30 protein-coding genes are annotated in these 26,144 nt (G+C 72.0%); 15 read left to right on the top strand and 15 right to left on the bottom strand.

Annotation, left to right across the window (positions count from 1 at the left end; all coding sequences use genetic code 11):
- The first annotated feature begins 24 nt into the window (after positions 1-24).
- Together hemB and ACIRBY_RS19770 are read left to right on the top strand one after the other, a co-directional pair.
- Positions 25-1,026: a porphobilinogen synthase gene (hemB, locus tag ACIRBY_RS19775; protein WP_403902008.1), complete on the top strand. Its 1,002-nt coding sequence runs from the start codon at positions 25-27 to the stop codon at positions 1,024-1,026.
- Between the two features lie 120 nt (positions 1,027-1,146).
- Positions 1,147-1,419 carry a DUF1876 domain-containing protein gene (locus tag ACIRBY_RS19770; RefSeq protein WP_403902007.1) on the top strand — a complete coding sequence of 91 codons (273 nt, stop codon included), beginning with the start codon at positions 1,147-1,149 and terminating at the stop codon, positions 1,417-1,419.
- 18 nt (positions 1,420-1,437) lie between these two features.
- Here ACIRBY_RS19770 and ACIRBY_RS19765 read toward each other — a convergent pair whose 3' ends face one another.
- Positions 1,438-1,617 (bottom strand): DUF397 domain-containing protein, encoded by a 180-nt coding sequence (locus ACIRBY_RS19765; protein WP_403902005.1) that lies wholly within the window; start codon positions 1,615-1,617, stop codon positions 1,438-1,440.
- Entirely contained in the window at positions 1,614-2,438 is an 825-nt protein-coding gene (locus ACIRBY_RS19760) for a Scr1 family TA system antitoxin-like transcriptional regulator (protein WP_403902003.1), read from the bottom strand. Before ACIRBY_RS19760 ends, ACIRBY_RS19765 begins: the two co-directional genes overlap by 4 nt.
- A 140-nt stretch (positions 2,439-2,578) precedes the next feature.
- Between ACIRBY_RS19760 and ACIRBY_RS19755 the strand changes: the two genes are divergently transcribed.
- Genes ACIRBY_RS19755 through ACIRBY_RS19745 form a run of 3 tightly spaced genes read left to right on the top strand, consistent with a single transcriptional unit; the run spans position 2,579 to position 3,514 of the window.
- Complete coding sequence (locus ACIRBY_RS19755) at positions 2,579-2,959, top strand: ATP-binding protein (RefSeq protein WP_403902002.1); 381 nt, start codon at positions 2,579-2,581, stop codon at positions 2,957-2,959.
- A gap of 52 nt (positions 2,960-3,011) precedes the next feature.
- Positions 3,012-3,263 carry a type II toxin-antitoxin system Phd/YefM family antitoxin gene (locus ACIRBY_RS19750; protein ID WP_403902001.1) on the top strand — a complete coding sequence of 84 codons (252 nt, stop codon included), beginning with the start codon at positions 3,012-3,014 and terminating at the stop codon, positions 3,261-3,263.
- Positions 3,260-3,514, top strand: a complete 255-nt coding sequence (locus ACIRBY_RS19745; RefSeq protein WP_403902000.1) for a Txe/YoeB family addiction module toxin — start codon at positions 3,260-3,262, stop codon at positions 3,512-3,514. The genes ACIRBY_RS19750 and ACIRBY_RS19745 overlap by 4 nt, the downstream gene beginning before the upstream one ends.
- Before the next feature lie 62 nt (positions 3,515-3,576).
- Here ACIRBY_RS19745 and ACIRBY_RS19740 read toward each other — a convergent pair whose 3' ends face one another.
- The 4 genes from ACIRBY_RS19740 to argS all read right to left on the bottom strand — a co-directional run bounded on the left by ACIRBY_RS19740 (position 3,577) and on the right by argS (position 8,815).
- Positions 3,577-4,374, bottom strand: coding sequence for a VOC family protein (locus tag ACIRBY_RS19740; RefSeq protein WP_403902051.1), 798 nt, complete (start codon positions 4,372-4,374; stop codon positions 3,577-3,579).
- A gap of 213 nt (positions 4,375-4,587) precedes the next feature.
- Complete coding sequence (locus ACIRBY_RS19735; protein WP_403901998.1) at positions 4,588-5,124, bottom strand: hypothetical protein; 537 nt, start codon at positions 5,122-5,124, stop codon at positions 4,588-4,590.
- Between the two features lie 134 nt (positions 5,125-5,258).
- The gene (locus ACIRBY_RS19730; protein ID WP_403901996.1) at positions 5,259-6,800 is read right to left on the bottom strand and encodes an alkaline phosphatase; all 1,542 of its coding nucleotides are present in this window, start codon (positions 6,798-6,800) and stop codon (positions 5,259-5,261) included.
- 251 nt (positions 6,801-7,051) lie between these two features.
- A complete protein-coding gene (gene argS / locus ACIRBY_RS19725) occupies positions 7,052-8,815 on the bottom strand; it encodes an arginine--tRNA ligase (RefSeq protein WP_403901994.1) in 1,764 nt (587 codons plus the stop codon).
- Between the two features lie 190 nt (positions 8,816-9,005).
- Here argS and lysS point away from each other — a divergent pair, with 190 nt between their 5' ends.
- Entirely contained in the window at positions 9,006-10,745 is a 1,740-nt protein-coding gene (lysS, locus tag ACIRBY_RS19720; RefSeq protein WP_403901992.1) for a lysine--tRNA ligase, read from the top strand.
- 93 nt (positions 10,746-10,838) lie between these two features.
- Here lysS and ACIRBY_RS19715 read toward each other — a convergent pair whose 3' ends face one another.
- The 3 genes from ACIRBY_RS19715 to ACIRBY_RS19705 form a co-directional block, all read right to left on the bottom strand.
- Complete coding sequence (locus tag ACIRBY_RS19715) at positions 10,839-12,272, bottom strand: DUF2637 domain-containing protein (protein WP_403901990.1); 1,434 nt, start codon at positions 12,270-12,272, stop codon at positions 10,839-10,841.
- A 76-nt stretch (positions 12,273-12,348) separates the two neighbouring features.
- Entirely contained in the window at positions 12,349-13,149 is an 801-nt protein-coding gene (locus tag ACIRBY_RS19710) for a DUF3558 family protein (RefSeq protein ID WP_403901988.1), read from the bottom strand.
- A 134-nt stretch (positions 13,150-13,283) separates the two neighbouring features.
- A complete protein-coding gene (locus ACIRBY_RS19705) occupies positions 13,284-14,183 on the bottom strand; it encodes a DUF3558 domain-containing protein (RefSeq protein WP_403902049.1) in 900 nt (299 codons plus the stop codon).
- Between the two features lie 190 nt (positions 14,184-14,373).
- On the opposite strand from ACIRBY_RS19705, the gene ACIRBY_RS19700 reads away from it, so the two are divergent.
- Positions 14,374-15,567 carry an RtcB family protein gene (locus ACIRBY_RS19700; RefSeq protein ID WP_403901986.1) on the top strand — a complete coding sequence of 398 codons (1,194 nt, stop codon included), beginning with the start codon at positions 14,374-14,376 and terminating at the stop codon, positions 15,565-15,567.
- A 60-nt stretch (positions 15,568-15,627) separates the two neighbouring features.
- On the opposite strand, the gene ACIRBY_RS19695 is transcribed toward ACIRBY_RS19700, so the two are convergent.
- Entirely contained in the window at positions 15,628-16,107 is a 480-nt protein-coding gene (locus tag ACIRBY_RS19695; protein ID WP_403901985.1) for a Uma2 family endonuclease, read from the bottom strand.
- A gap of 364 nt (positions 16,108-16,471) precedes the next feature.
- On the opposite strand from ACIRBY_RS19695, the gene ACIRBY_RS19690 reads away from it, so the two are divergent.
- Positions 16,472-16,594, top strand: coding sequence for a hypothetical protein (locus ACIRBY_RS19690; RefSeq protein ID WP_403901983.1), 123 nt, complete (start codon positions 16,472-16,474; stop codon positions 16,592-16,594).
- A 24-nt stretch (positions 16,595-16,618) separates the two neighbouring features.
- On the opposite strand, the gene ACIRBY_RS19685 is transcribed toward ACIRBY_RS19690, so the two are convergent.
- The gene (locus tag ACIRBY_RS19685) at positions 16,619-17,386 is read right to left on the bottom strand and encodes an SDR family NAD(P)-dependent oxidoreductase (RefSeq protein WP_403901981.1); all 768 of its coding nucleotides are present in this window, start codon (positions 17,384-17,386) and stop codon (positions 16,619-16,621) included.
- Positions 17,387-17,595: 209 nt separating this feature from the next.
- Between ACIRBY_RS19685 and ACIRBY_RS19680 the strand changes: the two genes are divergently transcribed.
- On the top strand, positions 17,596-18,108 hold the full coding sequence (locus ACIRBY_RS19680; RefSeq protein ID WP_403901979.1) for a hypothetical protein: 513 nt from the start codon (positions 17,596-17,598) through the stop codon (positions 18,106-18,108).
- Between the two features lie 30 nt (positions 18,109-18,138).
- Here ACIRBY_RS19680 and ACIRBY_RS19675 read toward each other — a convergent pair whose 3' ends face one another.
- Together ACIRBY_RS19675 and ACIRBY_RS19670 are read right to left on the bottom strand one after the other, a co-directional pair.
- Complete coding sequence (locus tag ACIRBY_RS19675; protein WP_403901977.1) at positions 18,139-18,876, bottom strand: Mut7-C RNAse domain-containing protein; 738 nt, start codon at positions 18,874-18,876, stop codon at positions 18,139-18,141.
- A 63-nt stretch (positions 18,877-18,939) separates the two neighbouring features.
- Entirely contained in the window at positions 18,940-19,356 is a 417-nt protein-coding gene (locus tag ACIRBY_RS19670) for a winged helix-turn-helix transcriptional regulator (protein ID WP_403901975.1), read from the bottom strand.
- 164 nt (positions 19,357-19,520) lie between these two features.
- On the opposite strand from ACIRBY_RS19670, the gene ACIRBY_RS19665 reads away from it, so the two are divergent.
- On the top strand, positions 19,521-20,420 hold the full coding sequence (locus ACIRBY_RS19665) for an NADP-dependent oxidoreductase (protein ID WP_403902048.1): 900 nt from the start codon (positions 19,521-19,523) through the stop codon (positions 20,418-20,420).
- A gap of 42 nt (positions 20,421-20,462) precedes the next feature.
- On the opposite strand, the gene ACIRBY_RS19660 is transcribed toward ACIRBY_RS19665, so the two are convergent.
- Positions 20,463-21,023, bottom strand: coding sequence for a TetR/AcrR family transcriptional regulator (locus tag ACIRBY_RS19660; RefSeq protein ID WP_403901973.1), 561 nt, complete (start codon positions 21,021-21,023; stop codon positions 20,463-20,465).
- Between the two features lie 97 nt (positions 21,024-21,120).
- Here ACIRBY_RS19660 and ACIRBY_RS19655 point away from each other — a divergent pair, with 97 nt between their 5' ends.
- A complete protein-coding gene (locus ACIRBY_RS19655) occupies positions 21,121-21,759 on the top strand; it encodes a DUF2867 domain-containing protein (protein WP_403901972.1) in 639 nt (212 codons plus the stop codon).
- On the opposite strand, the gene ACIRBY_RS19650 is transcribed toward ACIRBY_RS19655, so the two are convergent.
- Positions 21,738-22,175, bottom strand: coding sequence for a hypothetical protein (locus ACIRBY_RS19650; protein WP_045949392.1), 438 nt, complete (start codon positions 22,173-22,175; stop codon positions 21,738-21,740). The genes ACIRBY_RS19655 and ACIRBY_RS19650 overlap by 22 nt on opposite strands.
- Before the next feature lie 469 nt (positions 22,176-22,644).
- Between ACIRBY_RS19650 and hemL the strand changes: the two genes are divergently transcribed.
- From hemL to ACIRBY_RS19630, 4 genes are all read left to right on the top strand, one after another.
- On the top strand, positions 22,645-23,967 hold the full coding sequence (hemL, locus tag ACIRBY_RS19645; RefSeq protein WP_403901970.1) for a glutamate-1-semialdehyde 2,1-aminomutase: 1,323 nt from the start codon (positions 22,645-22,647) through the stop codon (positions 23,965-23,967).
- The gene (locus tag ACIRBY_RS19640) at positions 23,964-24,638 is read left to right on the top strand and encodes a histidine phosphatase family protein (RefSeq protein WP_403901969.1); all 675 of its coding nucleotides are present in this window, start codon (positions 23,964-23,966) and stop codon (positions 24,636-24,638) included. The genes hemL and ACIRBY_RS19640 overlap by 4 nt, the downstream gene beginning before the upstream one ends.
- Positions 24,639-24,727: 89 nt before the next feature.
- Positions 24,728-25,357, top strand: a complete 630-nt coding sequence (locus ACIRBY_RS19635) for a TlpA family protein disulfide reductase (RefSeq protein WP_403901967.1) — start codon at positions 24,728-24,730, stop codon at positions 25,355-25,357.
- A gap of 4 nt (positions 25,358-25,361) precedes the next feature.
- Positions 25,362-26,138: a cytochrome c biogenesis CcdA family protein gene (locus ACIRBY_RS19630; protein ID WP_403901965.1), complete on the top strand. Its 777-nt coding sequence runs from the start codon at positions 25,362-25,364 to the stop codon at positions 26,136-26,138.
- Positions 26,139-26,144 lie beyond the last annotated feature (6 nt).

Below are 26,144 nucleotides of genomic sequence, written 5' to 3'. Positions count from 1 at the left end.
GATGCTCGAAGAGGCGACTAGAAGATGAGCGCGTACGGATCCTTCCCCGGCTCCCGGCCCCGCCGGCTGCGCACCACCCCGGCGATGCGGCGGATGGTCGCCGAGTACCGGCTGCACCCCTCGGACCTGATCCTTCCGGCGTTCGTCCGGGAGGGCATCAGCGAGCCCCTGCCGATCTCGGCGATGCCGGGCGTCGTGCAGCACACGCGGGACACGCTGCGGAAGGCCGCCGTGGAGGCGGTCGAGGCGGGCGTGGCGGGGATCATGCTCTTCGGCGTCCCGGCGGACGAGAACAAGGACGCGCTGGGCACGGCCGGCACCGAGCCGGACGGCATCCTCCAGCTGGCGATCCGCGACGTGAAGTCCGAGGTCGGCGACGACCTGGTGATCATGTCGGACCTGTGCCTGGACGAGTACACCGACCACGGCCACTGCGGGGTCCTGGACGCCGACGGCCGCGTGGACAACGACGCGACGCTGGAGCGGTACGCGGAGATGGCCCAGGTCCAGGCCGACGCGGGCGTCCACGTCGTGGGCCCCAGCGGCATGATGGACGGCCAGGTCGGCGTGATCCGCGACGCCCTGGACGAGACGGGCCACGAGGACGTGGCGGTCCTCGCCTACACCGCCAAGTACACCTCCGCCTTCTACGGCCCCTTCCGCGAGGCCGTCGCCTCCTCCCTCCAGGGCGACCGCAAGACCTACCAGCAGGACCCGGCGAACGCCCGCGAGTCCCTGCGGGAGCTGGCGCTGGACCTGGAGGAGGGCGCCGACATGGTCATGGTCAAGCCGGCGGGCCCGTACCTGGACATCCTGTACCGGGTCGCCGAGGCGGTGGACGTGCCGGTGGCGGCGTACCAGATCAGCGGCGAGTACGCGATGATCGAGGCGGCCGCGGAGAAGGGCTGGGTCGAGCGCGACCGGGCCGTCATGGAGACCCTGCTCGGCATCAAGCGGGCGGGCGCGGACACGATCCTGACGTACTGGGCGACCGAGGTCGCGGGCTGGCTGCGCCGCGAGCGGTGACCTCCGGTGGCGGGTGGGGCCGGTCCGACGGTGGCCGGCCGCCCGCCGCTCCGGGGCACGCCGTGCGGGTGCGCGCCACTGGGTGCACCCTGGAATTCAGCGGCCACGGAGGTGATCGCCATGAAGGATGCCGTCGGATGGCATGTCGACATGGAGTTCCAGGAAGACAACAAGCGCACCCGGGCGGCGGCCCTGGTCCGGCTACCGGACGGGAGCGAGATCCGCTCGCACGGCTACGCCAGCCGCCACCCCAGTGACGGCAATCAGCCCCGCGTGGGCGAGGAGATCGCGGCGGCCCGCGCGCTGAACGACCTGAAGGAGCAGCTGCTCAGCAAGGCGCACAACGAGATCGACGACGCGTCCGGGCGCACGTCGTACCCGATCACCCGCTGACTCGGGGTCCGGGCGGCGCTACCGGCTCACCCAGCCGGTCAGCGCCGCCCAGCTCGCGGGGGCGAGCCCGAGCGCGGGGCCGTCCGGGACCTTGGAGTCCCGGACGTGGACGGTGGTGGGGGTGGTGGCCACTTCGAGGCACTGTCCGCCCTCGTCACCGCTGTAGCTGGACTTGAACCACTCCAGTGTGGTGCTCATAGCTCTCCTAGCAAGCGGTCCAACAGGCCGCGTGTCTGCTCCGTGTTGAGGGCCTGAGTTCGCAGCATCGCATACTTCCGCGCAAGGATGCTGACCTCATCCAGGTCGGCGATGAGGTGACTGCCGCGTTGGCTCTCCGTGTACCCGAAGTGCTGGTGATCCGGGGTTTCCAGGAGCGTAAACGGGCCGTTGAGGCCAGCGTGGACAGGTTGGTCGAGTGGCATCACCTGGATGGAAACATCGGGGAGTTCAGCGCAAGCGAGTAGGTATCGCAGCAGCTCCTCGTGCACCCTGCGGCCGCCGATGCGGTGGCGGACGACCGGCTCCCAGATGACGAAACTCAGGGTTGGGGCCGTCGCGCGGCGCAGTATCTTCTGGCGGTCCAGGCGATCGGCCGTGAGTGCATCGATCTTTTCCTGGTCGTAGGCCGGTACACGGCAGGCGAAGACGGCCCGGGCGTAGCACTCGGGCTGGAGCAGACCGGGGATGACCTGGTTGTCGTACCAGGACAGCGCGATGGCCCGCTTCTCCAGCTCCATGTACTCCTCCGCCCACGGCGGGATCACGTCCACGGCGGGCATCTCGTTGGCCGCGACGGTCAGTGTGCCGGGCAAGGCCAGGTGGAGGTCCAGCAGTTCGGCGACGTGCGGCATGAGTGCCCGCCGGCCCTGCTCGATGGAACCGATGCTCTCCTCGTCCACCTTGATCAGGTCGGCGAGCTGCTTCTGCGTCAGGTTCTTGGCGATCCTGGCGGCGGCTACCTGCTTGCCGACCATCTTCATCGTCGTCGCATTGGGCCGTGGGCGCTTCTTCGGTGGCATGGCGATGAACTCCCCGCCTTCGGACGTGGAATATCCGCTGCCTGCCCGTACTCGTTGCAGAGTACGGGTGGGCTCACTGTCACAAGCCAGTCACTCCGCGCGACGCTCGTCCCGTGAACCTAAATACTCAACCCGGCCTCATGCGCGAGCGGTTGTTCCCCAGGGCCTTCCAAACGGTTTCCGCTGCACGGGACTTCGCGTGCGAGACGCTCGTGGCGTGGGGTGCCGCGGAGCGGCGGGACGACGTCGTGCTCTGTGTCAGCGAGCTGGCCACGAACGCCCTGCGGTACGGGGTGCCGCGCGGGCGGTCGTACCGGGTGCGGCTGCTGAACTTCGACTGCTGCGTGCGCGTCGAGGTGCACGACAGCGGTCCCGGGCGGTCGCGGATCATCGGGCGACCGCCCGGGACCGGGCTGCGGATCGTGGAGGCCGTCTCCGACCGGTGGGGGGTGCTGCCCCGGTCGCCCGGGAAGGTCGTGTGGGCCGAGTTTCACTCCGACGGCCGTCGGCCGCGCCGTTGAATGCGCCGACTGGTACGGAATCCCGTACGACTGTCGTGGGGGAGGTGAGCCCGTGTCGATCTCGGCGAACGAGGCCCGGCAGCGTTTCTACCCGCTGATCCGGCAGGTCGACGAGGACCACGTGCCCGTAGAGGTCACTTCTCGGGAGCACGGCGACGTCGTGATCATGTCGGCCGAGGACTTCCGGTCCTGGCAGGAGACGGTCTACCTCCTGCGCTCGCCGCACAACGCCCAGATCCTGATGGAGTCCATCGCGGAACTCGACGCCGGCCGGGGCCGGGGCGACGAAGGGGCCCCTGCGTGAAGGTGCTCATTCCAGGCCGGGCCTGGGAGCAGTACACGTACTGGGCGACGGCCGGTCCGAAGGTGCTCAAGAGGATCAATCGCCTGATCGAGGAGATCCAGCGCACTCCGTTCGAGGGCGCCGGCAAGCCGGAGCCGCTGAAGGAGAACCTGTCCGGCTGGTGGTCCCGGCGGATCACCGACGAGCATCGGCTGGTGTACCGCATCAGGGACGGGGCCGTGGAGGTCGCGCAGGCCCGCTACCCCTACTGACGCTGCCGGAACGGGCCCGTCGCGCCCGGTGGCCCCGCTCGGTGAGCGGGGCCGGTCGGGGATCAGGCCTGCGGCTCCGGCATCGACGCCGTGATCACGGAGAACGCGCCGCCCTGGGGGTCGGAGAGGACCGCCATGCGGCCCGCCGCCATGTCGAAGGCCGGGGCCAGGACCGTGCCGCCGGCGCGGACGGCGGCCGCCTGGACCTCGTCCACGTTGTCCACGTGGAAGTACGGCTGCCAGTGCGGCGGCACGCCCGGCGGCAGCTGGCTCAGGTCCATCATCCCGCCCACCGCGCGGCCGGCGACCTGGAACTCGATGTACCCCTCGGCGCCCGGCATCTCGGACCGCGCCGTGGTGACGGGCAGGATCGAGGAGTAGAACGCGGACGCCGCCGGCAGATCGGCCGTGGTCAGCTCGTTCCAGATCAGCGCGCCGTGCTCGTTGACGATGCCCGCGCCGTCGAAGGTGCCGGGCTGCCACAGGCCGACGACCGCGCCGGTCGGGTCGGCGATCACGGCCATCCGGCCGAGGTCCATGACGTCCATCGGGCCCATCATGACCGTGCCGCCGGCGTCGGTGACGGACTTGACGGTGGAGTCGATGCCGTCCGTCGACAGGTACGTCGTCCACACCGTCGGCGGCAGCGGGTCCGGCACGGTTCCGTCCGGGTTCATCGCCTTCATGATCCCGGCGACCGGCTTGCCCTTGAGGGTGCAGACGGCGTAGCCGCCCGTCTCCGGCGGGCCCACCTCGCCCTGCCAGCCGAAGAGGTCGCAGTAGAAGTCGATGGCGGCCTGCTGGTCGGGGACCATCAGATCGATCCAGCAGGGGGTGCCGGGCTTGTAGGGGCCGTTCATGTCGGGCACGCGGGTCTCCGGGGGTGGGGCGAGGGGTCGGACGGGCCGTCCCCTACCCGGGCCTCCGGGGCCGGAACCGGGCCGTCCGGGTGAAGCCGGCGGAAGGGCGGGCGGCGAAGAGGGGGCGACCCTCGGCAGGACAACGTCAACGCCGCACTGCGGGAGGGTCCCGGGGCGACCGCACCGTCCCATGACCGGAGGGTCCTGCTGAGGCTACTCGTTGACCAGGACCGGGATCGACAGGACCGCGCTCGCCGGGGTGCCCGTGAGGCGGTCGGCGGGGACGGTGAAGTCGATGCCGTCGCCGGCCGCACGGGGGCCCGTGTGGGGCTGTCCGGCGTGGCCCTCCTCGCCCTCCTCCTCGTGGTGGAAGGTGCCGGTGCCCAGGAGGCGGCCCTGCGCGTCGTAGTAGGCGGCGGTGATCTCCAGGGCCAGGGTGTCGCTGACGTCCGAGCTGATCGCGATGTGGCCGGTGACGGACGGGGCGGCGGTGAGGTGCAGGTCCGTCAGCTTCACGCGGTCCGTGAACGGGCCCTGCTCGGTGCGGACCTCGCCCGCCGCCGGGGCCGGGGTGAGGACGGCGGCCGGGGAGGGTGCGCTGCGCGGGGCGGGCAGGGACACCGGCGCGGCGGCGGCCGGGGCCCGGTCCTCGGCCGCCGCCGGAGCTCCGGCGCCCGAGCAGCCCGTGGCGAGCGCGAACAGGGCGGCGGCGGCCGCGGCGGTGGCAGCGGCGCGGGGCAGGTACGTCATCGGAGTGCTCCTGGGCAGGTCGGCGCGGGGGCCGGCGCGCGGGTGGTGAGCGGTCGGCGGGAGGCCGGGGCGGGGCCGGGAAAGCGGGCGGCCGGGGCCGGGGGAGTGCGCCCCCGGCCCCGGCCGCCCGGGGATCAGTGCTGCTGCGGAGAGCGGCCGAACAGCGAGCGGTACATCTTGCCGTACAGCTCGGTGTTGATCTGGCTCGCGGCGAAGGCGTTGCCGCCCGGGCCGTAGGCGAAGATCGGGACGTCGGCGCCGGTGTGGTTGCCGGACAGGTAGGTCAGCCACAGGCTGGCCTCGGGGCTGCCGTCCTTGACGTCCTTCGGGTCGTCCGGGGTGCGGAAGGTCGCCGGGGCGAAGTTCTTCGTGTCGGCGGAGCCCGCGCCGTTCACGATGCCGCTGGAGCGGGCGGGGTCCTTGGCGCCCGAGGCGGTGCGCGACGGGACGCTGTTGTTGGCGGTGTTGCCGGCGTCCGTGTTGGACGGGGGCGCCACGGCCTCGGCGTTGGTGTACGTGCCCTTCTCGATGATGTTGAAGCCGGCGCACTCGTGGTCCGCCGTGACGATCACGAGGGTGTGGCCGTCCTTCTTCGCGAACTCGTACGCGGCCTTGACCGCGTCGTCGAACGCCTTGATCTCGTCGAGGGCCTGCGCGGCGTCGTTCGCGTGCGAGCGCTTGTCGATCTGGGCGCCCTCGACCTGGAGGAAGAAGCCCTTCTTCGACTTGCGGTCGTACGAGCCGCCCTTGCGGTCGGTCAGCAGCTGGATCGACTTGCGGGTCATGTCCGCGAGCGAGGGCTCCTGCTTCTGCACGGCGTCGGCCGGCAGGGCCGCCTTGTTGTGCTCCACGGTCAGGTTGCCGCGGTTGAACAGGCCGATGACCTTCTTGCCGTTGGCCTTGTCCAGGTCGGACTTGGTGGCGACCTTCTGGCTGGCGGCGGTCTGCGCGGGCAGGCTCGGGTCGCCGAAGCTGCCGAGGACCTGGTAGCCCTGCGCCTGGAGGGCCTTCTGGTCGTCGGGCTCGAAGCGGGCCAGGCCGCCGCCGAGGATGACGTCGGCGGTGCCGTTGCGGGCGATCTGCTCGGCGATCGGCGTGATCAGGGTCTTGTCGGCCGGGGCGGCCTCGTAGCTGCCGTCGTCCTTCTTGGGCAGGCAGGCGGCGTCCGAGTAGGTCGGGCCCTGGCAGCCGCGCAGCAGCGCGTGGCTGAACTGGGCGGCCGGGGTGGCGTCGGTGATCTCGGCGGTGGAGACGTTGCCCGTGGCGAAGCCGGCCGCGTGGGCCTGCTCCATCAGCGTGCCGACCTTCTTCTCGTACGCGTCCACGCCGATGGCCGCGTTGTAGGTCTTCACGCCGGAGGCCCAGGCGGTCGCGGAGCTGGCCGAGTCGGTGACCAGGGCCGGCTTCGCGCTGTTCTTCTCGACGGCGTAGGTGGCGACCGCGCCCGTGTTGGGGAGCGTCTCCATGGTGAGCTTGCCGCCGGCGCCCATGAACCGGTCGCGCGCGGCCGTCACGTGGGTGCGGCCCATGCCGTCACCGAGCAGGTAGATGACGTTCCGGATGTCCTGGTGCGAGTCGCTCTGCTGGGGCGCGGAGTTCGCGGTGACGGCGGTGCCGGCGGCCACGGCGCTGGCGATGGCCAGGACGGTGAGCGTCTTCAACGGTCTGCGGCGCATGTGCGGGAGATCCCCCTCGGGTGTTGTGCACGGGTCGCGCCGAACGTAGGAGGGCCGCGTGAACGGGCGGCTACCGCTTGGTATTGCCCGGCCGAACGGGGAGCGCATGACAGGACACCGTCATCGCAGGGGGGCCGGTGGGGCGGAGTCGGGCCGCTCTCGGCGGACGAGGTGCTCGGTGTTCGGGGCGGCATGGCGAGTGGCCCCCTCCCGGTGGGGAGGGGGCCACTCACTGTTCGGGCCGTCCGAGGTCAGAGCTTCTCGGGGGTCCGGATGCCCAGGAGGGACATGCCCTTGCTCAGGGTGCGGGCGGTCAGCTCGCACAGGAACAGGCGGTTCTCGACCTGCTCCGGGGTGTCGGCCTTGAGGACCGGGCACTCCGCGTAGAACGTCGTGTAGAGCGAGGCCAGCTGGTACAGGTACGCGGCCAGCTTGTGCGGGGCGTACTCCGCCGCGGCCTCCGCCACCAGCTCGCCGAACCCGTCCAGGTGCAGGCCCAGCGCCCGCTCCGACGCCGCCAGCTCCAGCTCCGGGTGGGCGGCCGGCCGGGCCTCGCCCGCCTTGCGCAGGATCGACTGGATACGGGCGTACGCGTACTGGAGGTACACGGACGTGTCGCCGGTCAGCGAGACCATCTGGTCCAGGTCGAACTTGTAGTCGCGGGAAGCGGACGTCGACAGGTCGGCGTACTTCACCGCGCCGATGCCCACCTGGGCGCCGCGCTCGGCGATCTCCTCCTCCGTGAGGTCCTGGGCCTTCTCCCGGACCACGGAGGCGGCCCGCTCCACCGCCTCGTCCAGCAGGTCCACCAGACGGACCGTCTCGCCCTCACGGGTCTTGAACGGCTTGCCGTCCGCGCCCAGGACCGTGCCGAAGGCCAGCTGCACGGCCTTGACGTCCTCGTTCAGCCAGCCGGCGCGGCGGGCCGTCTCGAAGACCATCTTGAAGTGCAGGCCCTGGCGGGCGTCCACCACGTAGATGAGCGTGTCCGCCTTCAGGTTGCCCACGCGGTCGCGGATGGCCGACAGGTCGGTCGCGGCGTAGCCGAAGCCGCCGTCCGACTTCTGGACGATCAGCGGCGTCGGGTTGCCGTCCGGGCCCTTGTACTCGTCGAAGAACACGCACAGCGCGCCGTTGGAGCGGACGGCCACGCCCGACTCCTCCAGCAGCTTGCAGGTCTCCGCCAGCATGTCGTTGTAGCCGGACTCGCCGACCACGTCCGGGTCCTGGATGTCCATGTCCAGCTTGTTGAAGACCGAGTAGAAGTAGATCTTCGACTCGTCCACGAACCGCTGCCAGAGGGCCAGGGTCTCCTCGTCGCCCGCCTGGAGGTCCACCACCCGCGCCCGGGCCCGCGTCTTGAACTCCTCGTCGGAGTCGAAGAGCGCGCGCGAGGCCTTGTACAGGCGGTTGAGGTTGGACATGGCCTCCTCGCCGGACGCCTCGCCCTCCCCGCCCTTGTGGTCCAGCTCGTGCGGGTGCTCCAGCAGGTACTGGATCAGCATGCCGAACTGGGTGCCCCAGTCGCCGATGTGGTGGCGGCGGACCACCTTCTCGCCCGTGAACTCCAGGATCTCCACCATCGCCGCGCCGATCACGGCGGACCGCAGGTGGCCGACGTGCATCTCCTTGGCCACGTTCGGCTGCGCGTAGTCGATCACCGTGGTGCCGGCCGACGGGGACAGCGGCACGCCGAGCCGGTCGTCGGCGGCGCGCGCCGCGAGCGTCCGGACGATCGCCTCGTCCGAGACGGTGATGTTGAGGAAGCCGGGGCCCGAGACCTCGATCTCCTTGATCAGGTCACCCGTGGGGATGCCCTCGACCACGGTCGTCGCCAGCTCGCGCGGGTTGGCCTTGGCCTTCTTCGCGAGCGCCAGGATGCCGTTGGCCTGGAAGTCGGCCCGGTCGCTTCGTCGCAGCAGCGGGTCGGCCGCACCGGCCTCCGGCAGGGCGGAGGCGAGGGCGTCCGAGACGCGCTGTTCGACGGAGGAAGCGAGGGAAGGGACCGAGGCCATGAGCTGCCGTTCCTGTGAGGTTGTGCCCGAGCGTGTACTTGGGTGTTCCGACAAGTGCCGAGTATCCCACGCGCGGGCCCGCCGCTTCCCGGCATATCCGCGGCGTATCACCAGACGGAAGCAACCCCGGAGCGTCCCCTTCCGTCTGGGAGAATGGCCGAAGCCAGCATTCGAGATAGAAGGACGTGTCGTGGCTCAGAGCGCGCAGAGCAACACAGAGACCGACTGGGTCTCCCGTTTCGCGGACGAGGTCATCGCCGAGGCGGAGCGCCGAGCCCCGGGCAAAACGATCGTCGTCGCGTCCGGCCTGTCCCCCTCGGGCCCGATCCACCTGGGCAACCTGCGCGAGGTCATGACCCCGCACCTGGTCGCGGACGAGATCCGCCGCCGGGGCCACGAGGTCCGCCACCTCATCTCCTGGGACGACTACGACCGCTACCGCAAGGTCCCCAAGGGCATCCCCGGCGTCAGCGAGGAGTCCCACGCCCAGCACATCGGCCGCCCGCTGACCTCCGTGCCCGCCCCCGAGGGCTCCTCGTACCCGAACTGGGCCGAGCACTTCAAGGCCGCCATGGTCGCCTCCCTGGCCGAGCTGGGCGTCGAGTACGACCCCATCAGCCAGACCGAGCAGTACACCTCCGGCGCCTACCGCGACCAGGTCCTGTTCGCGATGAAGCACCGCGGCGACATCGACGCCGTCCTCGACCAGTACCGCACCAAGCAGAAGCCGGGCGGCAAGAAGCCCCAGCAGAAGCCCCTCGACGAGGCCGAGATCGAGGCCGCCGAGGGCTCCGGCGCGGCGGGCGAGGACGACGGCAGCGCCGAGGGCGCCGAGTACTTCCCGTACAAGCCGTACTGCGGCGTGTGCAACAAGGACTTCACCCAGGTCACCGCGTACGACGACGAGACCACCGAGCTGACCTACGTCTGCACCGAGGACCAGTTCACCGAGACCGTCAAGCTCTCCGAGTTCAACCGCGGCAAGCTGGTCTGGAAGGTCGACTGGCCCATGCGCTGGGCCTACGAGGGCGTCGTCTTCGAGCCCTCCGGCGTCGACCACTCCTCGCCGGGCTCCTCCTTCCAGGTCGGCGGCCAGATCGTCGGCCTCTTCGGCGGCGAGCAGCCCATCGGCCCGATGTACGCCTTCGTCGGCATCAGCGGCATGGCCAAGATGTCCTCCAGCAAGGGCGGGGTCCCCACCCCGGCCGACGCGCTGAAGATCATGGAGCCGCAGCTGCTGCGCTGGCTGTACGCGCGCCGCCGCCCCAACCAGTCCTTCAAGATCGCCTTCGACCAGGAGATCCAGCGCCTGTACGACGAGTGGGACAAGCTGGAGGGCAAGGTCGCCGACGGCTCCGTGCTGCCGGCCGACGCCGCCGCCCACTCCCGCGCCGTCCGCGTGGCCTCGCACGAGCTGCCCCGCACCCCGCGCCCGATGCCGTACCGCACCCTCGCGTCGGTCGTCGACATCACCGCCGGACACGACGAGCAGACCCTGCGCATCCTCTCCGACCTGGAGCCGGAGAAGCCGCTGGCCTCCCTCGACGAGGTCCGCCCGCGCCTGGACCGCGCCGAGAACTGGATCACCACCCAGGTCCCGGCCGACCAGCGCACCCTCGTCCGCGAGGAGCCCGACGCCGAACTGCTCGCCTCCCTCGACGAGGAGGCGCGCCGCTCGCTGGCCATGCTGCTGGAGGGCCTCGACACCCACTGGTCGCTGGACGGGCTCACCACCCTCGTCTACGGCGTCCCGAAGGTCATGGCCGGCCTGGAGCCCGACGCCAAGCCCACGCCCGAGCTCAAGGTCGCCCAGCGCGAGTTCTTCGCCCTGCTCTACCGCCTGCTCGTCACCCGCGAGACCGGCCCGCGCCTGCCCACGCTGCTGCTCGCGGTCGGGGCGGACCGGGTGCGGGGGCTCCTCGCGGTCTGAAGGACCCCGGCCGTCTGACGCGACGGCCAAACGGAAGGGCCCGCGCCCCCGGTTCGCCGGGGGGTGCGGGCCCTTCCGCGTGCGCGGATCCGGTTACGCGATGTGCTCGTTCTCCAGGTCGCGCTGGTAGCGCTGCTTCAGCGCCGGCATCAGCCGCTTGAGCGTGGCCGCGCTGCCCGGGTGCGTGGCCCCGAGACGGTCCGCGAGGTGCCCGTCCAGCTGCTCGGGGTTCGGGAACGACGAGAACTCGTCGATGTACGCCCGGAAGACCTCGTAGGCGGCCTCGGCGAACTTCTCCTCGTCGCCCGGCACGGCGGCGCCGTCCGGCTCCCGCTCCGCCTCCGGCAGCGGCTCCCCGTCGGGACCGGCCTGGGTGCCCTGCGGGTCGTAGCCGCCCCCGTACTCCGCCTGCGGGGCCTTCGGCCCGGCGAACCAGGCGCTGTCGTGGGGGGCGGGCATGGCCTCCGGGGCCACCGCGAACGGGGCCGGGGCATGGGCGAGTTTCGCCTGGCCCCGCCGGGCCGCCGCCCGGTCCAGGCCCTCCCACTGCTTCGACTCGTCCGGAGCCCCGGGACCTTCCGGGCCCTCGGGGTCTTCCTGCCCCTGCGGCTGCGGCTGCGGCTGCGGCTGCGGCCCCTGCGGCCCCTGCGGGCGCCGGGGCTCGGGCAGCTCCGCCGACTCCGCCGACTCCGCCGGCTCCGCTGCGGGGCGGGGCGCCCCGGCCTCCGGAGCCGCCGCCAGGGCCGGCGCGGACGGGCCCGCCTGGGCCGGCACCGCCGCGGCCGCGGCGGCCGCCGGAACCGCCCGCGCCACCCGGCCCGCCGGAGGCAGCAGCACCGGGTCGATCCCCGCCGCCGCCAGCCCCTCCGGGGCCGTCTGCGCCAGCGGCACGCCGATCCGGGCCAGCCGCAGCGGCATCAGCGCCTCCACCGGCGCCTTCCGCCGCCACGCCCGCCCGTACCGGGCCTGGAGCCGCGCCTGGTAGATCAGCCGGTCCTGCTCCATGCCGACCGCCTGCTCGTACGAGCGCAGCTCCCACAGCTTCATCCGGCGCCACAGCTTGAACGTCGGCACCGGGGAGAGCAGCCAACGGGTGATCCGCACGCCCTCCATGTGCCGGTCCGCGGTGATGTCCGCGATCCGGCCCACGGCGTGCCGCGCCGCCTCGACCGTGACCACGAACAGCACCGGGATCACCGCGTGCATGCCCACGCCCAGCGGATCCGGCCAGGCCGCCGCACCGTTGAACGCGATCGTCGCGGCGGTCAGCAGCCAGGCCGTCTGCCGCAGCAGGGGGAACGGGATCCGGATCCAGGTCAGCAGCAGGTCCAGCGCGAGCAGCACGCAGATACCCGCGTCGATACCGATCGGGAACACCAGCGAGAAGCTGCCGAAGCCTTTCTTCAGCGCCAGGGCGCGGACCGCGGCGTACGACCCCGCGAAACCGATACCCGCGATGACGACGGCTCCGGCGACCACGACACCGACGAGAATGCGGTGCGTACGGGTCAGCTGCATCGCGGCCACTCGCGATCCCCTCCCTTGTCGAGCTACAGGCAGGCACAGCGTACGGGTGACTCTGCGTCACCCGCACCGTAGGTCCCTACTGCTTGGGCGAGGCCGACGCAGACGGGGAAGCGGAACCGGCCGGGGACTCGGCACCGGAAGGCGCCTGGTCGTTACCGCCGTTGGCCACCGAGGTCACGACCTCCTTGGTCGCGGCGATCGCGTCCTGGAGCAGCTTCGCCTGGTCGGGCGCGCCGGCGCCCTCGTAGGCGGCACCGTTGAAGTCGAGGGTGATCACGACGTTCTGGGTGCGGGCCACGACGGTGGTGTTGAAGAAGTCGACGTCCTTCTTGATCCCGTAGATCACGGACGTGCCCTGGTCGCCGACCCCGTCGGCCTGCTCGACCTTGACGTCGTGCGCGTCCTTCGTCGTCTTCGCCAGTTCTATCTGCTTGCCGTACTGCTCCTCCGCGCGCTTGTTGCCGCTGCCGAGGGAGGCGTGCGAGTCGTAGCGGACGAGCGACACGGAGAGCCAGCGGTACTGCGAGCCCTTCACCCCGTCCGTCTCCAGGCCGTTCCAGGAGCAGCTGGCGCGGTTGGCGAGGTCGTTCGACTTCGCTGCCGTGCCGTTCTTGTCCTTCGCGTCGTGCACGAGGGACTCGACGGTCTTGGCGGGCACCGACTTGCAGGGGTCCGGCAGCTTCGCGAACGCCACCTTCTCCAGCGAGGTCGAGCCCTTCGTGCTCGGCTTGGCGGACGAGGCCGACGAGGACTTCTTGCCGGAGTCCGAGCCCGAGGAGGACTTCCCCGAGTCGGAGGAGCAGCCGGCGACGGTGAGGATCACCGGGACGGCTGCGCAGGCGAGAACGCGGGTGAGACGCGAGGCTGATCGGTGCATGGTTCCTTCAGACGTTGGGGACATCTCGGTGGTGCTTCAGGGGTGTGGGACCCCGCAACGGTAGCCCGATCCGGAGCCCGCCTGCTGTGCGCGCCGTCACGCGGGCCGTGCGCGCCCCCTGCGGGGGCGTGCGCTCACTCGTTGAAACGCTCGGCGAGGGCCTCGGCCAACTGGCGCGCCTTGTCCTGCGTTTCCGTGGCGGGCGGGACCCTGCCCGGACCGGAGGGCTGGACGCTGTACTCGACGGTGACGATGACGTTCGACGTACGGAACACGATCCGCACGGTGCGCGCCTGCGCGGCGGTGGCCCCGGCCGCGCCCAGCTTGTCGTCGAGGAACCCCTCGCTCCCGAGCCCCTCCAGCACGCGCGAGCCCAGCTCGGGGGAGGCGGTGGGGGAGGGCGGGGCGGAGGAGGCCGGGGCCTCGGGCGCGCCGGGGGCGGGCCCCGTACCGGCGGCGGGACCCGTACCCGGGGCGGGACTCGTAGCGGCGGCGGGGGGCGCACTCGCGGCAGGAGCGCTGCTCGCGGGGGCCCCCGCGGCCGGAGCGGGGCTCGCGGTCGGCCCGGGGAAGGGCAGGTGCGCGTCCGTCAGCCGGCGCACGTACACCTGGCGCGCCTTGTCGTCGTCGCTCGCGGCGGCGCGGTCGTACGAGACCACCCGCTCGAAGGTGACCGACAGCAGCAGGGTCGCCTCGGGCGTCTGCGCGTTCCAGCGGCAGCCGACGTGCCGGTCGGCGTCGTAGGAGGCCTCGGCCGTCCCGGCGTAGAGCTGCTCGCGCTGCTCGGTGGTGAGGGAGTCCGAGGCCGGGAGCATGGCCCGCAGCCGCTTGCCGTCGACGGCCTTGCAGGGCTGCGGGAGGCTGCGGTACTTGCCGGGCTGCGCGGGGGCGGCGGTGCTGCCGCCGTTCTTCTGGTCGCCGGGGCTCCCGATGCCGCTGCCGCTGGTGCAGCCGGTCGCGCCGGCGACGAGGGCGGTGAGCATCGCGATGCCCGGCAGGAATCGGCGGCGCACCCGCGTGCGCTCCACGTCCATCGGCTTCACTCGCTCCCCTGGCTTCCTTGGCGTGCTCGGGAAATTCCGTTGCCGCGACTTGGGCACGGATGGACACAATGTCTATCGCACACGCTGGTGCCGGCGCCGGTTCCCTGTCTGGTTTGGGGGTATGAGCGCGGCTTTTCGCGTACTCCTACCTTTCTTGTGATTTCCGGGGGATCGTTCTGTTATGTCGTATGTAGAAGTACCCGGGGCGAAGGTCCCGATCAGGATGTGGACGGACCCGGCGTCGGTCGAGGACAGCGCCATGCGGCAGCTGCAGAACACCGCCGGCCTCCCGTGGATCAAGGGCCTGGCCGTGATGCCGGACGTCCACTACGGCAAGGGCGCGACGGTCGGCTCGGTGATCGCCATGAAGGACGCGGTCTGCCCGGCGGCTGTGGGCGTGGACATCGGCTGCGGCATGTCGGCGGTCAAGACCTCCCTCACGGCGAACGACCTCCCCGGCGACCTGTCGAAGCTGCGCTCGCGCATCGAGCAGGCGATTCCGGTGGGGGCGGGGATGCACCGGGAGGCGGTGGATCCGGGGAGGCTGTACGGGTTCTCGGAGACGGGGTACGCGGACCTCTGGCAGCGCTTCGACTACATCGCCGATGCGGTCAAATTCCGACACGATCGTGCTGTAAGGCAGGTCGGAACGCTCGGATCCGGAAATCACTTCATCGAGTTCTGTCTCGATGAGTCGGGTTCGGTCTGGCTGATGCTGCACTCCGGCTCCCGCGGGATCGGCAACGAGCTCGCCGCGCACCACATCGGCGTGGCCCGGGGTCTGGCGCACAACCAGAACCTGGTCGACCGGGACCTGGCGGTGTTCCTGGCCGCGACCCCGGAGATGGAGGCCTACCGCGACGACCTCTTCTGGGCCCAGGAGTACGCCAAGTACAACCGCGCGGCGATGATGAGCCTGTTCAAGGAGGTCGTCCGGCGGGAGTTCCGCAAGGCGAAGGTCTCCTTCGAGCAGGAGATCAGCTGCCACCACAACTACGTGGCGGAGGAGCGGTACGACGGCATGGACCTGCTGGTCACCCGCAAGGGCGCGATCCGGGCCGGCAGCGGCGAGTACGGGATCATCCCCGGCTCGATGGGGACGGGGTCCTACATCGTGAAGGGGCTCGGGAACGAGAGGTCCTTCAACTCCGCCTCGCACGGCGCGGGCCGCAAGATGAGCCGCACGGCGGCGAAGAAGCGGTTCTCGGCGCGCGACCTGGCGGAGCAGACCCGGGGCGTGGAGTGCCGCAAGGACTCGGGCGTCGTGGACGAGATCCCGGGCGCCTACAAGTCGATCGAGCAGGTCATCGACCAGCAGACCGACCTGGTCCGGGTCGTGGCGAAGCTCAAGCAGGTCATCTGCATCAAGGGCTGACGGGGGTGTGCGGGGGCCCGGACCGGCTGCGGTCCGGGCCCTTCTGCGTGCGCCCGGCCCTCATTCGCCGTCGAGGAGGAGGTCCACCGGGAGTTCGAGGGTCACTCCGACGTACTCCGGGACGGTGATGGAGGTGCCCCGCTTGTGGGACGTACGGAGGCGATAGGTGCCGTTGCGCGGGTCGCGGCAGACGACGACCTCGTCGTGGCGGCGGTCGGCGATGACGTAGAAGGGGACGTCGGCCCTCGCGTAGGAGTCGACCTTGGAGCCCAGGTCGTCCGCCCAGTTGGAGGAGGTCACCTCGACGATGAGGCGGAACACCTCGGGCGAGTAGCAGTTGTTCCGCCCCTTGAAGTCCAGGAAGTCGTCGGTGACGAGTGCGAAGTCCGGGATGGCGTAGTCGTCGGGCCCTGTGGGCAGCCAGATGCCGATGCCCTGGAGGAATTCCAGACCTGCTTTCATCGCCCCGGCCTCGTGGAAGGCCACGCCGAGCCTGCTCAGTGTGCGGGCGTGACGTCCGTCGGCAGGTGGTGGTGTCACGGTGAGCCTCCCCTGGAGAATCTCCACTCGGTGCCTGGGAAGCTCCCTGGAGAGTCGATCGGCGGCTTCCGCGATCGTGGTCTCGTGCTGCATCACGGCCATAGCTTCCTCCCTTTCGCGGCTCACGCTTTCGGAGCGTAGCGGTGCCCGCCGACGGTTTGCGTGGATTCACCCGGACGGGCCTGTTCGGGTTGCGTTAAGCGCAACTTTCACTTGCGGTGCGGGGGTTGACGGGTTTCGCCGGTCTAGATCAGGGTGTGTGGCGGATGCTGGTGGAGCGGCGGGTGCCGGCGTCCTTGTTCCTGTTGCCGGGGGCCGTCTCCTACGACACCGGCTACTTCACCGGCTGAAGGCCGGCGACATCGTGCTGCTGCACTTCACGCCGGCGCTGGCGGCGGACCTGGAGCGGGCGCTGGGTGCGGCCGGGGCCGCGGGGCTGAAGCCCGCGGCCCTGGTGCCGCACCTCAGGGCGGCCGGGCTGGTCTAGCGGGGCTGGTCCGGCCGGGCCGGTCTAGAGCTCGCGGTGGACCTTCGTGTTCGAGGCCTGGGCGCGGGGGCGGACCACGAGGAGGTCGATGTTGACGTGGCTGGGGCGGGTCACCGCCCAGGTGACGGTGTCGGCCACGTCGTCGGCGGAGAGGGGGTGCGCGACGCCCGCGTACACCTTCTCCGCCTTCTCCGTGTCGCCGCGGAAGCGGGTGGTGGCGAACTCCTCGGTCTTGACCATGCCGGGGGCGATCTCGATGACGCGGACGGGCAGGCCGACGATCTCCAGGCGGAGGGTCTCGGCGAGGACGCGGGCGCCGTTCTTGGCGGCGACGTAGCCGGCGCCGCCCTCGTAGGTGGCGTGGCCGGCCGTGGAGGAGAGGACGACGACCGTGCCGTCGCCGCTCTCGGTGAGGGCGGGCAGGAGCGCCTGGGTGACGTTGAGGGTGCCGATGACGTTGACCTCGTACATCGTGCGCCAGTCGGCCGGGTCGCCGGTGGCGACGGGCTCCGCGCCGATGGCGCCGCCGGCGTTGTTGACGAGCACGTCGCAGCGGGAGAGGGAGGCGGCGAAGGCGTCGACGGCGGGGCGGTCGGTGACGTCGAGGGCGTGGGCGGTGGCCTCGTGGCCCGCCGCGGTGAGCTCGGCGGCGAGGGCCTCGATGCGGTCCTTGCGGCGGGCGGTGAGGACGACGTGGTAGCCGGCGGCGGCGAGCTGACGGGCGGTGGCCGCGCCGATTCCGCTGCTCGCGCCGGTGACTACGGCGGTTCGGGTGGCCGTGCGCGTGCTCATGGGCGGGGCTCCTCGTTCGGTCGCGGTGTGCGGTCGCGATGCGTGCTCGTTCACGGTGCGTGTGCGTTCGCGGTGCGTGTGCGTTCGTCCGTACGTACGGACGGTGTGCGAACGCTCGCCAGCATAGGCCGGGGTGCTGACCGGGCGCGTACGGGAGCGGCGGCGAATGGGGGGGTGGGCTCGCCCTCGTTCGTGTGATGGTCCGACCGATGGTGCGGCGGGGTGGCTACCGTCCGCGCGAGGAGGTGGTGGCGGTGCGCCGTGGTGCCGTGCGGAGTGTGGTGGTGGCGGGCTCGCTGGTGCTGGCGGGGGCCGGGCCGGCGGGTGCGTGGGCCGGGCCGGAGGCGGACGTGGCCTACCACGGGCGCGTGTCCCTGGTGCGGGGGCAGCTGAGGGTGTGGATGGTGCCGCAGAACGAGGGGCCGTCGGCGCTGGCGAACGCGACGGTGCGGGTGCGGCTGTCGGCGGACCTGGCGGACGCGCAGGAGCCGGCCGGGGGGTGCGCCCGGGTGGGGGCGCGCGAGGTGGTGTGCGAGACGGGGCCGCTGCCGGAGCACGGGCCGGGGCGGCACATCGGGCTGGTGCTGGGGCTGCGCGAGAGGCCGGCGGAGGTGGCGGTGCGGATCGACACCTGGTGGAACGGCGGGGCGACCGACCGTAACCGCGCCAACAACGAGCACGTGGTGCTGGCACTGGACACCGGGGACGCCTACGCGTTCTGAGCGTCCTGGGGGCGGCCCCGGCGCCGGGTGTCAGACGGTGGCGCCGTCGCCGAACTCGGCCAGGGCCCCGTCGACGATCCGCTCCAGGCGGGTGTGGTGGGCGCCGCGCCAGTAGACGCGCTCGCAGTCGGCGCACTGGGCGAAGACGTCGTACGAGCGCTGCGTGCCGTGCTCCAGCCGGTCGCCGACGCTGTCCTTGTCGGCGTCGCGGAGGGGACCGTTGCAGGCGGTGCAGCGGGTCCAGGGTGCGAGGGCGGGGGCGAACCGGCCGAGGACGTCGCGGAGTTGGTCGTCGGGCTTGTCGCTGTAGACGTAGGCGCCGGCGAAGATCTCGCGGCGGCGGAGCAGGCCCCGGTCGCGGGAGAGCAGGACGCGGCTCTCGGCGGCGGAGCGGGTGGCGAGGGCGGGGTCGCCGGGGTCCTCGTTGTCGTAGGCGGCGTCGACGCCGAGCAGGCGCAGGCGGCGGGCGAGGGTGCCGAGGTGGACGTCGAGGAGGAAACGCAGCGGGGCGCCGGGGACCCGCTGGGGGCGGTCGACGCCGAGCACCTCGACGGACTGGCCGGGTCGGGGCACGTACGAGACGGGCACCTCGCGGCCGTCGACGAGGAGGCGGCCGACCTCGGTGAGCGGGACGCCGGCGGATTCGACGACGTGGCCGAGGCTGGAGGCGCCGTCGGTGGCGGTCGGGACGCGGTCCGCGCGCCGGCTGGGCGGCGCGAAGAGGCGCAGTTCGGGGGCGAGGGTGAGCTCAATACCGGGACCGTTCACGGTCCCAGCATGCCATCCGGGGTGGGGGGAGCGCGGCCGAATTAGTGAGGGCGCCGGGGAGGGTCAGGCGTCGGCGGCGGCTGCGTCGTAGGCCTGGCGGTGGGCGCTGACCTCGTCGAAGTGGTTCTCGGCCCAGTGCTTGACGGAGGAGAGGAGGCAGCCGAGGCTGCCGCCGAGCGCGGTGAGGCGGTAGTCGACGCGGACCGGGACGGAGGCGGTGACGGAGCGGGTGACGAGACCGTCGCGTTCGAGGGAGCGGAGGGTCTGGGTGAGCATCTTCTGGCTGACGCCGGGGATCCTGCGGCCGAGTTCGCTGTAGCGCAGGGAGCCGTCGCCGGCTTCGCCGAGGGCGCTGAGGACGAGTCCGACCCACTTGTCGCTGATGCGGGCCAGGAGCCGGCTGGTGGGGCATTCCTTGATGAAGGCGTCGTAGGCGGCGCGGGCGTCCTCGCGGCGGGCGGCGGCGGTCTGGGTGGCCATGGTTGCCCACTTCCGGGTCGGGTACGCACCCCGAAGTGCGTACTTACGAAAAGAGAGTACCTCTCCCTAAGTTAGTGGTCATCGGGAACGGCTCACCGGAGCCGGACCGGGCCACGTAACGACGGGGAGAGATCATGACCGAGCACATCGCGCAGGACAAGACCATGCGGGCCGTGGTGGTGGACGCCTTCGGCGGGCCGGAGCAGGTACGGGTGGCCGAGGTGGAGGTGCCGCGGGCGGGGGCCGGACAGGTCCGGATCCGGGTCCGGGCCGCCGGGGTCAACCCGGTGGACGGCGCGGTCCGCGCCGGCGTCTTCGGCGGGGCCGGGCGGCCCATCGGGCTCGGGTGGGACGTGGCGGGGGAGATCGACGAGGTCGGCCCCGGGGTGGAGGGCTGGACGCCCGGCCGCCGGGTGGTCGGGCTGCACTACGGCCCGCTGAAGGGGCTCGGCACGCACGCCGAGTACGCGGTGCTGGACGCCTCGGCGGTGGCGGCGGCCCCCGCCTCGGTCGACACGGCCGTCGCGGCGGCGCTCCCGCTGAGCGGGCTGACGGCCGCCCGCGCGCTGGACCTGCTCGGGCTGGCCCCCGGCGACTCGGTGCTGGTCACCGGCGCGGCCGGTTCGGTCGGCGGGCTCGCGGTCCAGCTGGCCGCCCGGGCCGGGCTGGTGGTGACGGCCCTGGCGGGCGAGGGGGACGAGGAGCTCGTACGGGCCCTGGGCGCGACGGAGTTCGTCCCGCGCGGGTCGGCTCCCGCGGCGCGTGTCGACGGGGTGCTGGACGCGGCGGTCCTGGGCGCGCCCGCGCTGGCCGCCGTCCGCGACGGCGGCGCCTACGTCGGCCTGATCCCCGGCGCCGCTCCGGCCGCGGAGCGGGGGGTGCGGGTGGCGGTGCAGGAAGTCGCCCCCGACGGCGCCCGCCTGGCCCGGCTGGCCGCCCTCGTCGACGAGGGCGCCCTGACGCTCCGCGTCGCCCGGACCTTCGACCTCGCGGACGCGCAGCAGGCCCACGAGGCCCTCTCCACCCCGGGCACCCGGGGCCGCGTGGTCCTCACGGTCTCCTGACCCGCGCCGGCGCGCGTCGGCTGGGGGCCGGGAGGGGAGGCCCTAGCGCAGGAGCCAGTGCTTGGTGAGCGTCATGACCTCTTCCCTGGTGCGGCCCGCGTGGCCGGCGGTGATGAACTCGCCGCCGATGCGGAGGGAGAAGACGAGCAGGCAGCGGACCTCCACCTCGTCCGGGTCGGGGCAGAACGAGGAGAAGAGGGAGCGGAGGTAGTCCATCCGCCGGTCGTCGACGCGGCGCAGCCGCTCGGCGACCGCCTCGTCGCGACGGGCCCAGTCGCGGACGGCGAGTTCGATGGGCACCCCCCGGACCGGGCCCTCGCCGGACGCGGCGACGATCGTGAACAGCCGGTCCAGCTTGGCCCGGGCGTCGGCCCCGCCGCTCTCGGCCTGCTCGATCACCGCCTGGGCGGCCTCGTGCTCCCAGGTGTCGAGCATCTCCTCCAGCAGGGCGTCGCGGTTGCGGAAATAGCCGTAGAAGCCGCCCTTGCTGACCCCCAGCGCCTGGGCCAGCGGTTCGATCCGCACGGCCTCGGGGCCGCCCTCGGCCAGGGCCCGCAGCCCTTCTTCGATCCACTTGCCGCGGGGGGTGCGTGGTGCGCGCATGGTCCGGCTCCCTGTTCTTTCTCCACCCGCTCTATACGGTGGCGTATAAAGCGCTGCTAGGCTCGTTCTATACGGCATCGTATAGAAGGGTTGTTCCATGAGGCTTCCCACGACGGCACACACCTCCCGGCCCTGGCGGATCCACGAGATCGCCGCCGACTTCCGGGTCGAGGACGTATGGGCCCTGCCCACCCCCGGCGGGCCCGACGACCTGGCCCGGTTGGTCGGGCGGTTCACGAACGACGACGAGACCGCCCTCTCCTCGCCCGGCACCCGGATCCTCTTCGCTCTCCGCCGCAGGATCGGCAGGCTCCTCGGCTGGGACACCCCCGACCAGGGCATCGGAGGGGCGCACCTGCACAGCCTGCGGGACCGGCTGCCGGCCGACCTGCGCGACGGCCCCCGCGGACCCGACCCCCGCGTCGTCTCGTTCACCTCCGTCTACCTGACCCACGACGAATGGGTGGCCGAGACGGGCAACCGCACCGTGCACGCGGTGATGCACATCGGCTGGGTCCCCGACGGATCCGGCGGCCACCGCGGCCAGATGGCCGTCCTGGTCAAGCCGAACGGCTTCCTCGGCGCCCTCTACATGGCCGGGATCAAGCCCTTCCGCTACCTCGGGGTCTACCCGGCGCTGCTGCGCGGCATCGGCCGCGAGTGGCGCAGGGACGCCGGGCGCGGCAGCGCCGCCGCCCGGGGCGGGGGCGGGGGTCAGGGCCAGACGAGGCAGTAGGCCTGGTGGCCGTTTTCGTGGAGGCGGTGGGAGAAGTCCTGCCACTCGTGCAGCAGCTGGTAGACGTTGAACGCGTCCCGGGGGCCGCCGCGGTCGGGGACCGTCGACCAGATGAAGGCGGCCGCTCCCACCGACTCCTCGCCCACGTCGCGCAGCGGGTCGACCACCGTCATCGGCAGCTTGACCACCGCGTAGTCCGGGTGCAGGACGACCAGCTCCAGCGGCGGCACCTTGTGCAGCGGTATGCCCTCGATGCCCGTCAGGACCATCGCGGCCATCGTCTCCGGCTTGATCTTGGTGAACATGCCGCCCATGCCGAGCTCGTCGCCGCCGAGCTCCTCCGGCCGCATCGTCACCGGCACCCGCGCGGCCGTCGCGCCGTCCGGGGCGCCGAAGTACTTGTAGGTCACGCCCATGCCGCGGCCCTTGGGCAGGTCGTCCTCGTCCGCGGTGTCGGAGGCGTCCGGTTCGGCGGCGTCGCCGGCGCGGTCGGGGCGGGCCGGCCGGTCCTTGCGCTTGCGGCCCTCGGGGCGGTCCGCGCCGTCCCGGCGGGCGGGGTCCTCGGGGGCGTCCCCGCGGACGGGCTCCTCGGGGGCGTCCGGCGTCCGGCCTCCCGGGACCGGTGCGGCGCCGGCGGCGGCCGCCTCCGCGGCCTCCGCGGCCCGGCGGTGCTTGCCTCGGCGGCGGGCCTCACGGGCGCGCTGCGGGTCCAGGCCGTCCGTACCCTCGCCCGGTCCACCACCGCGTTGCATATCTCCACCCGACTGGTATTGCCTGCACCGGCTTCGCGGCCCCCGCCACGCAGCCTGATCATCATGGCAGTGACCTCCCCCGAGGCGGCGCGGTGAAACGCCCCTCCGCAAGTCTGTCGCGGCCTCTGAGACCATGGCTGGTGTGAGCTACCCGTACCCGTATGAAGCCCCAGTTTCGCAGACGCTCTTCGAGCGCGCGTCCCTCGTGACCCCCGGCGGCGTGAACTCTCCCGTCCGCGCCTTCCGCGCCGTGGGCGGTACGCCCCGGTTCATGGTGTCCGGTACCGGTCCCTACCTGACCGATGCCGACGGGCGCGAGTACGTCGACCTGGTCTGCTCGTGGGGGCCGATGATCCTCGGCCACTCCCACCCGGAAGTGATCGAGGCCGTCCAGGCCGCGGTCGCCCGCGGCACCTCCTTCGGCACGCCCGGCGAGGGCGAGGTCGCCCTCGCCGAGGAGATCGTCGCCCGCATCGAGCCCGTCGAGCAGGTCCGCCTGGTCTCCTCCGGCACCGAGGCGACCATGTCGGCGATCCGGCTGGCCCGCGGCTTCACCGGCCGGGCCAAGGTCGTCAAGTTCGCCGGCTGCTACCACGGTCACGTCGACGCGCTGCTGGCCGCCGCCGGTTCCGGCCTGGCGACCTTCGCCCTGCCCGACACCCCCGGCGTGACCGGCGCGCAGGCCGGCGACACGATCGTGCTCCCCTACAACGACCTCGACGCGGTCCGCGCGGCGTTCGCCGCGCACCCGGGCGAGATCGCCTGCGTGATCACCGAGGCCGCCCCCGGCAACATGGGCGTGGTCACCCCCCTGGAGGGCTTCAACCAGGGTCTCGCCGACCTCTGCCGCGAGAACGGCGCGCTCTACATCTCCGACGAGGTGATGACCGGTTTCCGCACCTCGCGCGCCGGCTGGTACGGGGTCGACGGCGTCAAGCCCGACCTGATGACCTTCGGCAAGGTCATGGGCGGCGGCTTCCCCGCGGCGGCGTTCGGCGGCCGCGCCGACGTCATGGGCCACCTGGCCCCGGCCGGCCCCGTCTACCAGGCGGGCACCCTCTCCGGGAACCCGATCGCCACCGCCGCCGGCCTCGCGCAGCTGCGGCTGCTGGACGACGCGGCGTACGCGAAGGTGAACGCGGTCTCCGAGGAGATCCAGGGCCTGGTGACGGCGGCGCTGGCCAAGGAGGGCGTGGCGCACCGCCTGCAGACGGCGTCCAACATGTTCTCCGTCTTCTTCACCCCGGACGAGGTCCGCAATTACGACGAGGCCAAGCAGCAGGAAGGCTTCCGCTTCAACGCGTTCTTCCACTCGATGCTGTCGCAGGGCGTCTACCTGCCCCCGTCGGCGTTCGAGTCCTGGTTCGTGTCCACCGCCCACGACGCGCGCGCGATCGAGCGCGTCGCGGCCGCGCTGCCCGCCGCCGCCCGAGCCGCCGCGGAGGCGACCGCATGAGCGACATCACCGTCGTCCACGTGATGCGGCACGGAGAGGTCCACAACCCGGACGGCGTCCTCTACGGCCGCCGGCCCGGCTACCACCTGTCCGAGCTGGGCCGGCAGATGGCCGACCGGGTCGCCGAGCACCTCCAGGACCGGGACGTCACCTACGTGGTGGCCTCCCCGCTGGAACGCGCGCAGGAGACGGCCTCGCCGATCGCGAAGGTGCACGGCCTGGAGCTGGCCACCGACGGCCGGCTGATCGAGGCGGGCAACGTCTTCGAGGGCAAGACCTTCGGCGTCGGCGACGGCGCCCTGCGCAAGCCGGGCAACTGGAAGCACCTGACGAACCCGTTCAAGCCGTCGTGGGGCGAGCCCTACGTCGAGCAGGTCGTCCGGATGACGAGCGCGATCGAGGCGGCCCGGGACGCGGCGCGCGGCCACGAGGCGGTGGCCGTCAGCCACCAGCTGCCGATCTGGATCGTGCGCAGCTTCGCGGAGAAGCGGCGGCTGTGGCACGACCCGCGGCGCCGGCAGTGCACGCTGGCCTCGCTGACGTCGTTCACGTACCAGGACGACAAGCTGGTGTCGGTGGGCTACAGCGAGCCGGCGCGCGACCTGGTCCCGGCGCACCTGCTGGCCGGCGCCAAGCCGGTGAAGGGCAAGTCGAAGGCCTTCGGCGCGTAGCGCTGTGGCGCGGCCGGGCCTGACCTGCGCATTGACACCCCGCCGGGGGGTGCGGAAGATCCGCAAATCGCTCATGCGAAACTTTTCACATGAGCCTTAGCCGCGCCCCCCGTCGCCGCCGCTCGACCAGCGGCCGCGCCATCCTGCTGACCGCGGTGACCCTCGCGAGCGCCCTGACCCTGACGGCGTGCGGCGACAGCGGCAGCACTTCGGCCGGTTCCGCCGGCGGCAACTACGTGACGGGCCCCAGCGGCATCTCCACCGTCGCCCGGGGCGAGCGGGCGGAGGCCCCGAAGCTGGACGGTGCGACCGTCGACGGCAAGACGCTGGACACCACCGCCCTCAAGGGCAAGGTCGTCGTCCTCAACGTCTGGGGCTCCTGGTGCCCGCCCTGCCGGGCGGAGGCCCCGTACTTCGCGAAGGTGAGCAAGGAGCTGGGCGACGCCGGCAAGGACGTGGCGTTCGTCGGGATCAACACCCGCGACAACAGCACGCAGAACGCCGCCGCCTTCGAGCAGAACTTCGGGATCACCTACCCGAGCCTGTACGACCCGGACGGCAAGCTGATCCTGCGCTTCCCCAAGGGCACCCTGAACCCGTCGGCGATCCCCTCCACCGTCGTCCTCGACAAGGAGGGCAAGATCGCGGCCCGTACGCTGGCCGCGGTCAACGAGGAGCAGCTGCGCTCGATGATCGACCCGCTCCTCGCGGAGAAGTGACCTCGTGGTCGAGCACCTCCTCGCCGCCGAGCCGACCGGCGTGAACTCCACCGTACTGACCGGCGGGCTGCTGATCGCCCTGCCGATCGCCCTGCTCGCGGGGCTCGTCTCCTTCTTCTCCCCCTGCGTCCTCCCCCTGGTCCCCGGCTACCTGTCCTACGTGACGGGTGTCAGCGGCGCCGACCTCGCCGAGGCCCGGCGCGGGCGGATGGTGGCCGGCGCGGGCCTGTTCGTCCTCGGCTTCACCGCCGTCTTCGTCTCGACCGGCGCGCTCTTCGGCCAGTTCGGCGAGGTCTTCCAGGGCGAGAACAAGGAGACCATCACCCGCGTGATGGGCGTCCTGGTGATCCTCCTCGGCCTCTTCTTCATGGGCTGGATCCCGGGCCTGACGATGCGCGAGTTCCGCTTCCACAAGAAGCCGACGGCGGGCCTGCTCGGGGCTCCCGTGCTCGGTGTCCTCTTCGGCATCGGCTGGACCCCCTGCATGGGCCCGACCCTCGCGGCCGTCGGCACCCTGTCCATCAACGAGGCCACCGCAGGGCGGGGCGCCCTGCTGACGGCCGTCTACTGCCTCGGCCTCGGTGTGCCCTTCATCCTCGCGGCCGTCGCCTTCCGCAAGGCGCTGGGCGCGTTCGGGTGGGTGAAGAAGCACTACGCGTGGGTGATGCGCATCGGCGGCGGCATGCTGATCCTGACCGGTCTGCTGCTCGTCACAGGAATGTGGTTCAGCATCGTCAACGAGATGCAGGGCTGGACCCAAGGCTTCACGGTGGGGATCTGAGGACTA

The sequence above is a fragment of the Streptomyces sp. NPDC096136 genome (assembly GCF_044763325.1).
Classification (GTDB): domain Bacteria; phylum Actinomycetota; class Actinomycetes; order Streptomycetales; family Streptomycetaceae; genus Streptomyces.
The sequence above is the reverse complement of the archived record's forward strand: the minus strand, read 5'-3'. Positions and strand labels throughout refer to the sequence as shown.

Bases quoted from the DNA above. Each gene is read 5' to 3' on its own strand.
- ACIRBY_RS19670 (WP_403901975.1), bottom strand. From the start codon at position 19,356: ATGGCCACCCAGACCGCCGCCGCCCGCCGCGAGGACGCCCGCGCCGCC.
- ACIRBY_RS19665 (WP_403902048.1), top strand. From the start codon at position 19,521: ATGCGGGCCGTGGTGGTGGACGCCTTCGGCGGGCCGGAGCAGGTACGG.
- ACIRBY_RS19685 (WP_403901981.1), bottom strand. From the start codon at position 17,386: ATGAGCACGCGCACGGCCACCCGAACCGCCGTAGTCACCGGCGCGAGC.
- ACIRBY_RS19710 (WP_403901988.1), bottom strand. From the start codon at position 13,149: ATGCACCGATCAGCCTCGCGTCTCACCCGCGTTCTCGCCTGCGCAGCC.
- ACIRBY_RS19730 (WP_403901996.1), bottom strand. From the start codon at position 6,800: ATGCGCCGCAGACCGTTGAAGACGCTCACCGTCCTGGCCATCGCCAGC.
- ACIRBY_RS19705 (WP_403902049.1), bottom strand. From the start codon at position 14,183: ATGGACGTGGAGCGCACGCGGGTGCGCCGCCGATTCCTGCCGGGCATC.
- ACIRBY_RS19635 (WP_403901967.1), top strand. From the start codon at position 24,728: ATGAGCCTTAGCCGCGCCCCCCGTCGCCGCCGCTCGACCAGCGGCCGC.
- ACIRBY_RS19740 (WP_403902051.1), bottom strand. From the start codon at position 4,374: ATGAACGGCCCCTACAAGCCCGGCACCCCCTGCTGGATCGATCTGATG.
- ACIRBY_RS19765 (WP_403902005.1), bottom strand. From the start codon at position 1,617: ATGAGCACCACACTGGAGTGGTTCAAGTCCAGCTACAGCGGTGACGAG.
- ACIRBY_RS19680 (WP_403901979.1), top strand. From the start codon at position 17,596: ATGGTGCGGCGGGGTGGCTACCGTCCGCGCGAGGAGGTGGTGGCGGTG.
- ACIRBY_RS19660 (WP_403901973.1), bottom strand. From the start codon at position 21,023: ATGCGCGCACCACGCACCCCCCGCGGCAAGTGGATCGAAGAAGGGCTG.
- ACIRBY_RS19770 (WP_403902007.1), top strand. From the start codon at position 1,147: ATGAAGGATGCCGTCGGATGGCATGTCGACATGGAGTTCCAGGAAGAC.
- argS (WP_403901994.1), bottom strand. From the start codon at position 8,815: ATGGCCTCGGTCCCTTCCCTCGCTTCCTCCGTCGAACAGCGCGTCTCG.
- ACIRBY_RS19735 (WP_403901998.1), bottom strand. From the start codon at position 5,124: ATGACGTACCTGCCCCGCGCCGCTGCCACCGCCGCGGCCGCCGCCGCC.
- ACIRBY_RS19640 (WP_403901969.1), top strand. From the start codon at position 23,964: ATGAGCGACATCACCGTCGTCCACGTGATGCGGCACGGAGAGGTCCAC.
- ACIRBY_RS19655 (WP_403901972.1), top strand. From the start codon at position 21,121: ATGAGGCTTCCCACGACGGCACACACCTCCCGGCCCTGGCGGATCCAC.
- ACIRBY_RS19650 (WP_045949392.1), bottom strand. From the start codon at position 22,175: ATGGGCGTGACCTACAAGTACTTCGGCGCCCCGGACGGCGCGACGGCC.
- ACIRBY_RS19755 (WP_403902002.1), top strand. From the start codon at position 2,579: ATGCGCGAGCGGTTGTTCCCCAGGGCCTTCCAAACGGTTTCCGCTGCA.
- hemB (WP_403902008.1), top strand. From the start codon at position 25: ATGAGCGCGTACGGATCCTTCCCCGGCTCCCGGCCCCGCCGGCTGCGC.
- ACIRBY_RS19760 (WP_403902003.1), bottom strand. From the start codon at position 2,438: ATGCCACCGAAGAAGCGCCCACGGCCCAATGCGACGACGATGAAGATG.
- hemL (WP_403901970.1), top strand. From the start codon at position 22,645: ATGGCTGGTGTGAGCTACCCGTACCCGTATGAAGCCCCAGTTTCGCAG.
- ACIRBY_RS19700 (WP_403901986.1), top strand. From the start codon at position 14,374: ATGTCGTATGTAGAAGTACCCGGGGCGAAGGTCCCGATCAGGATGTGG.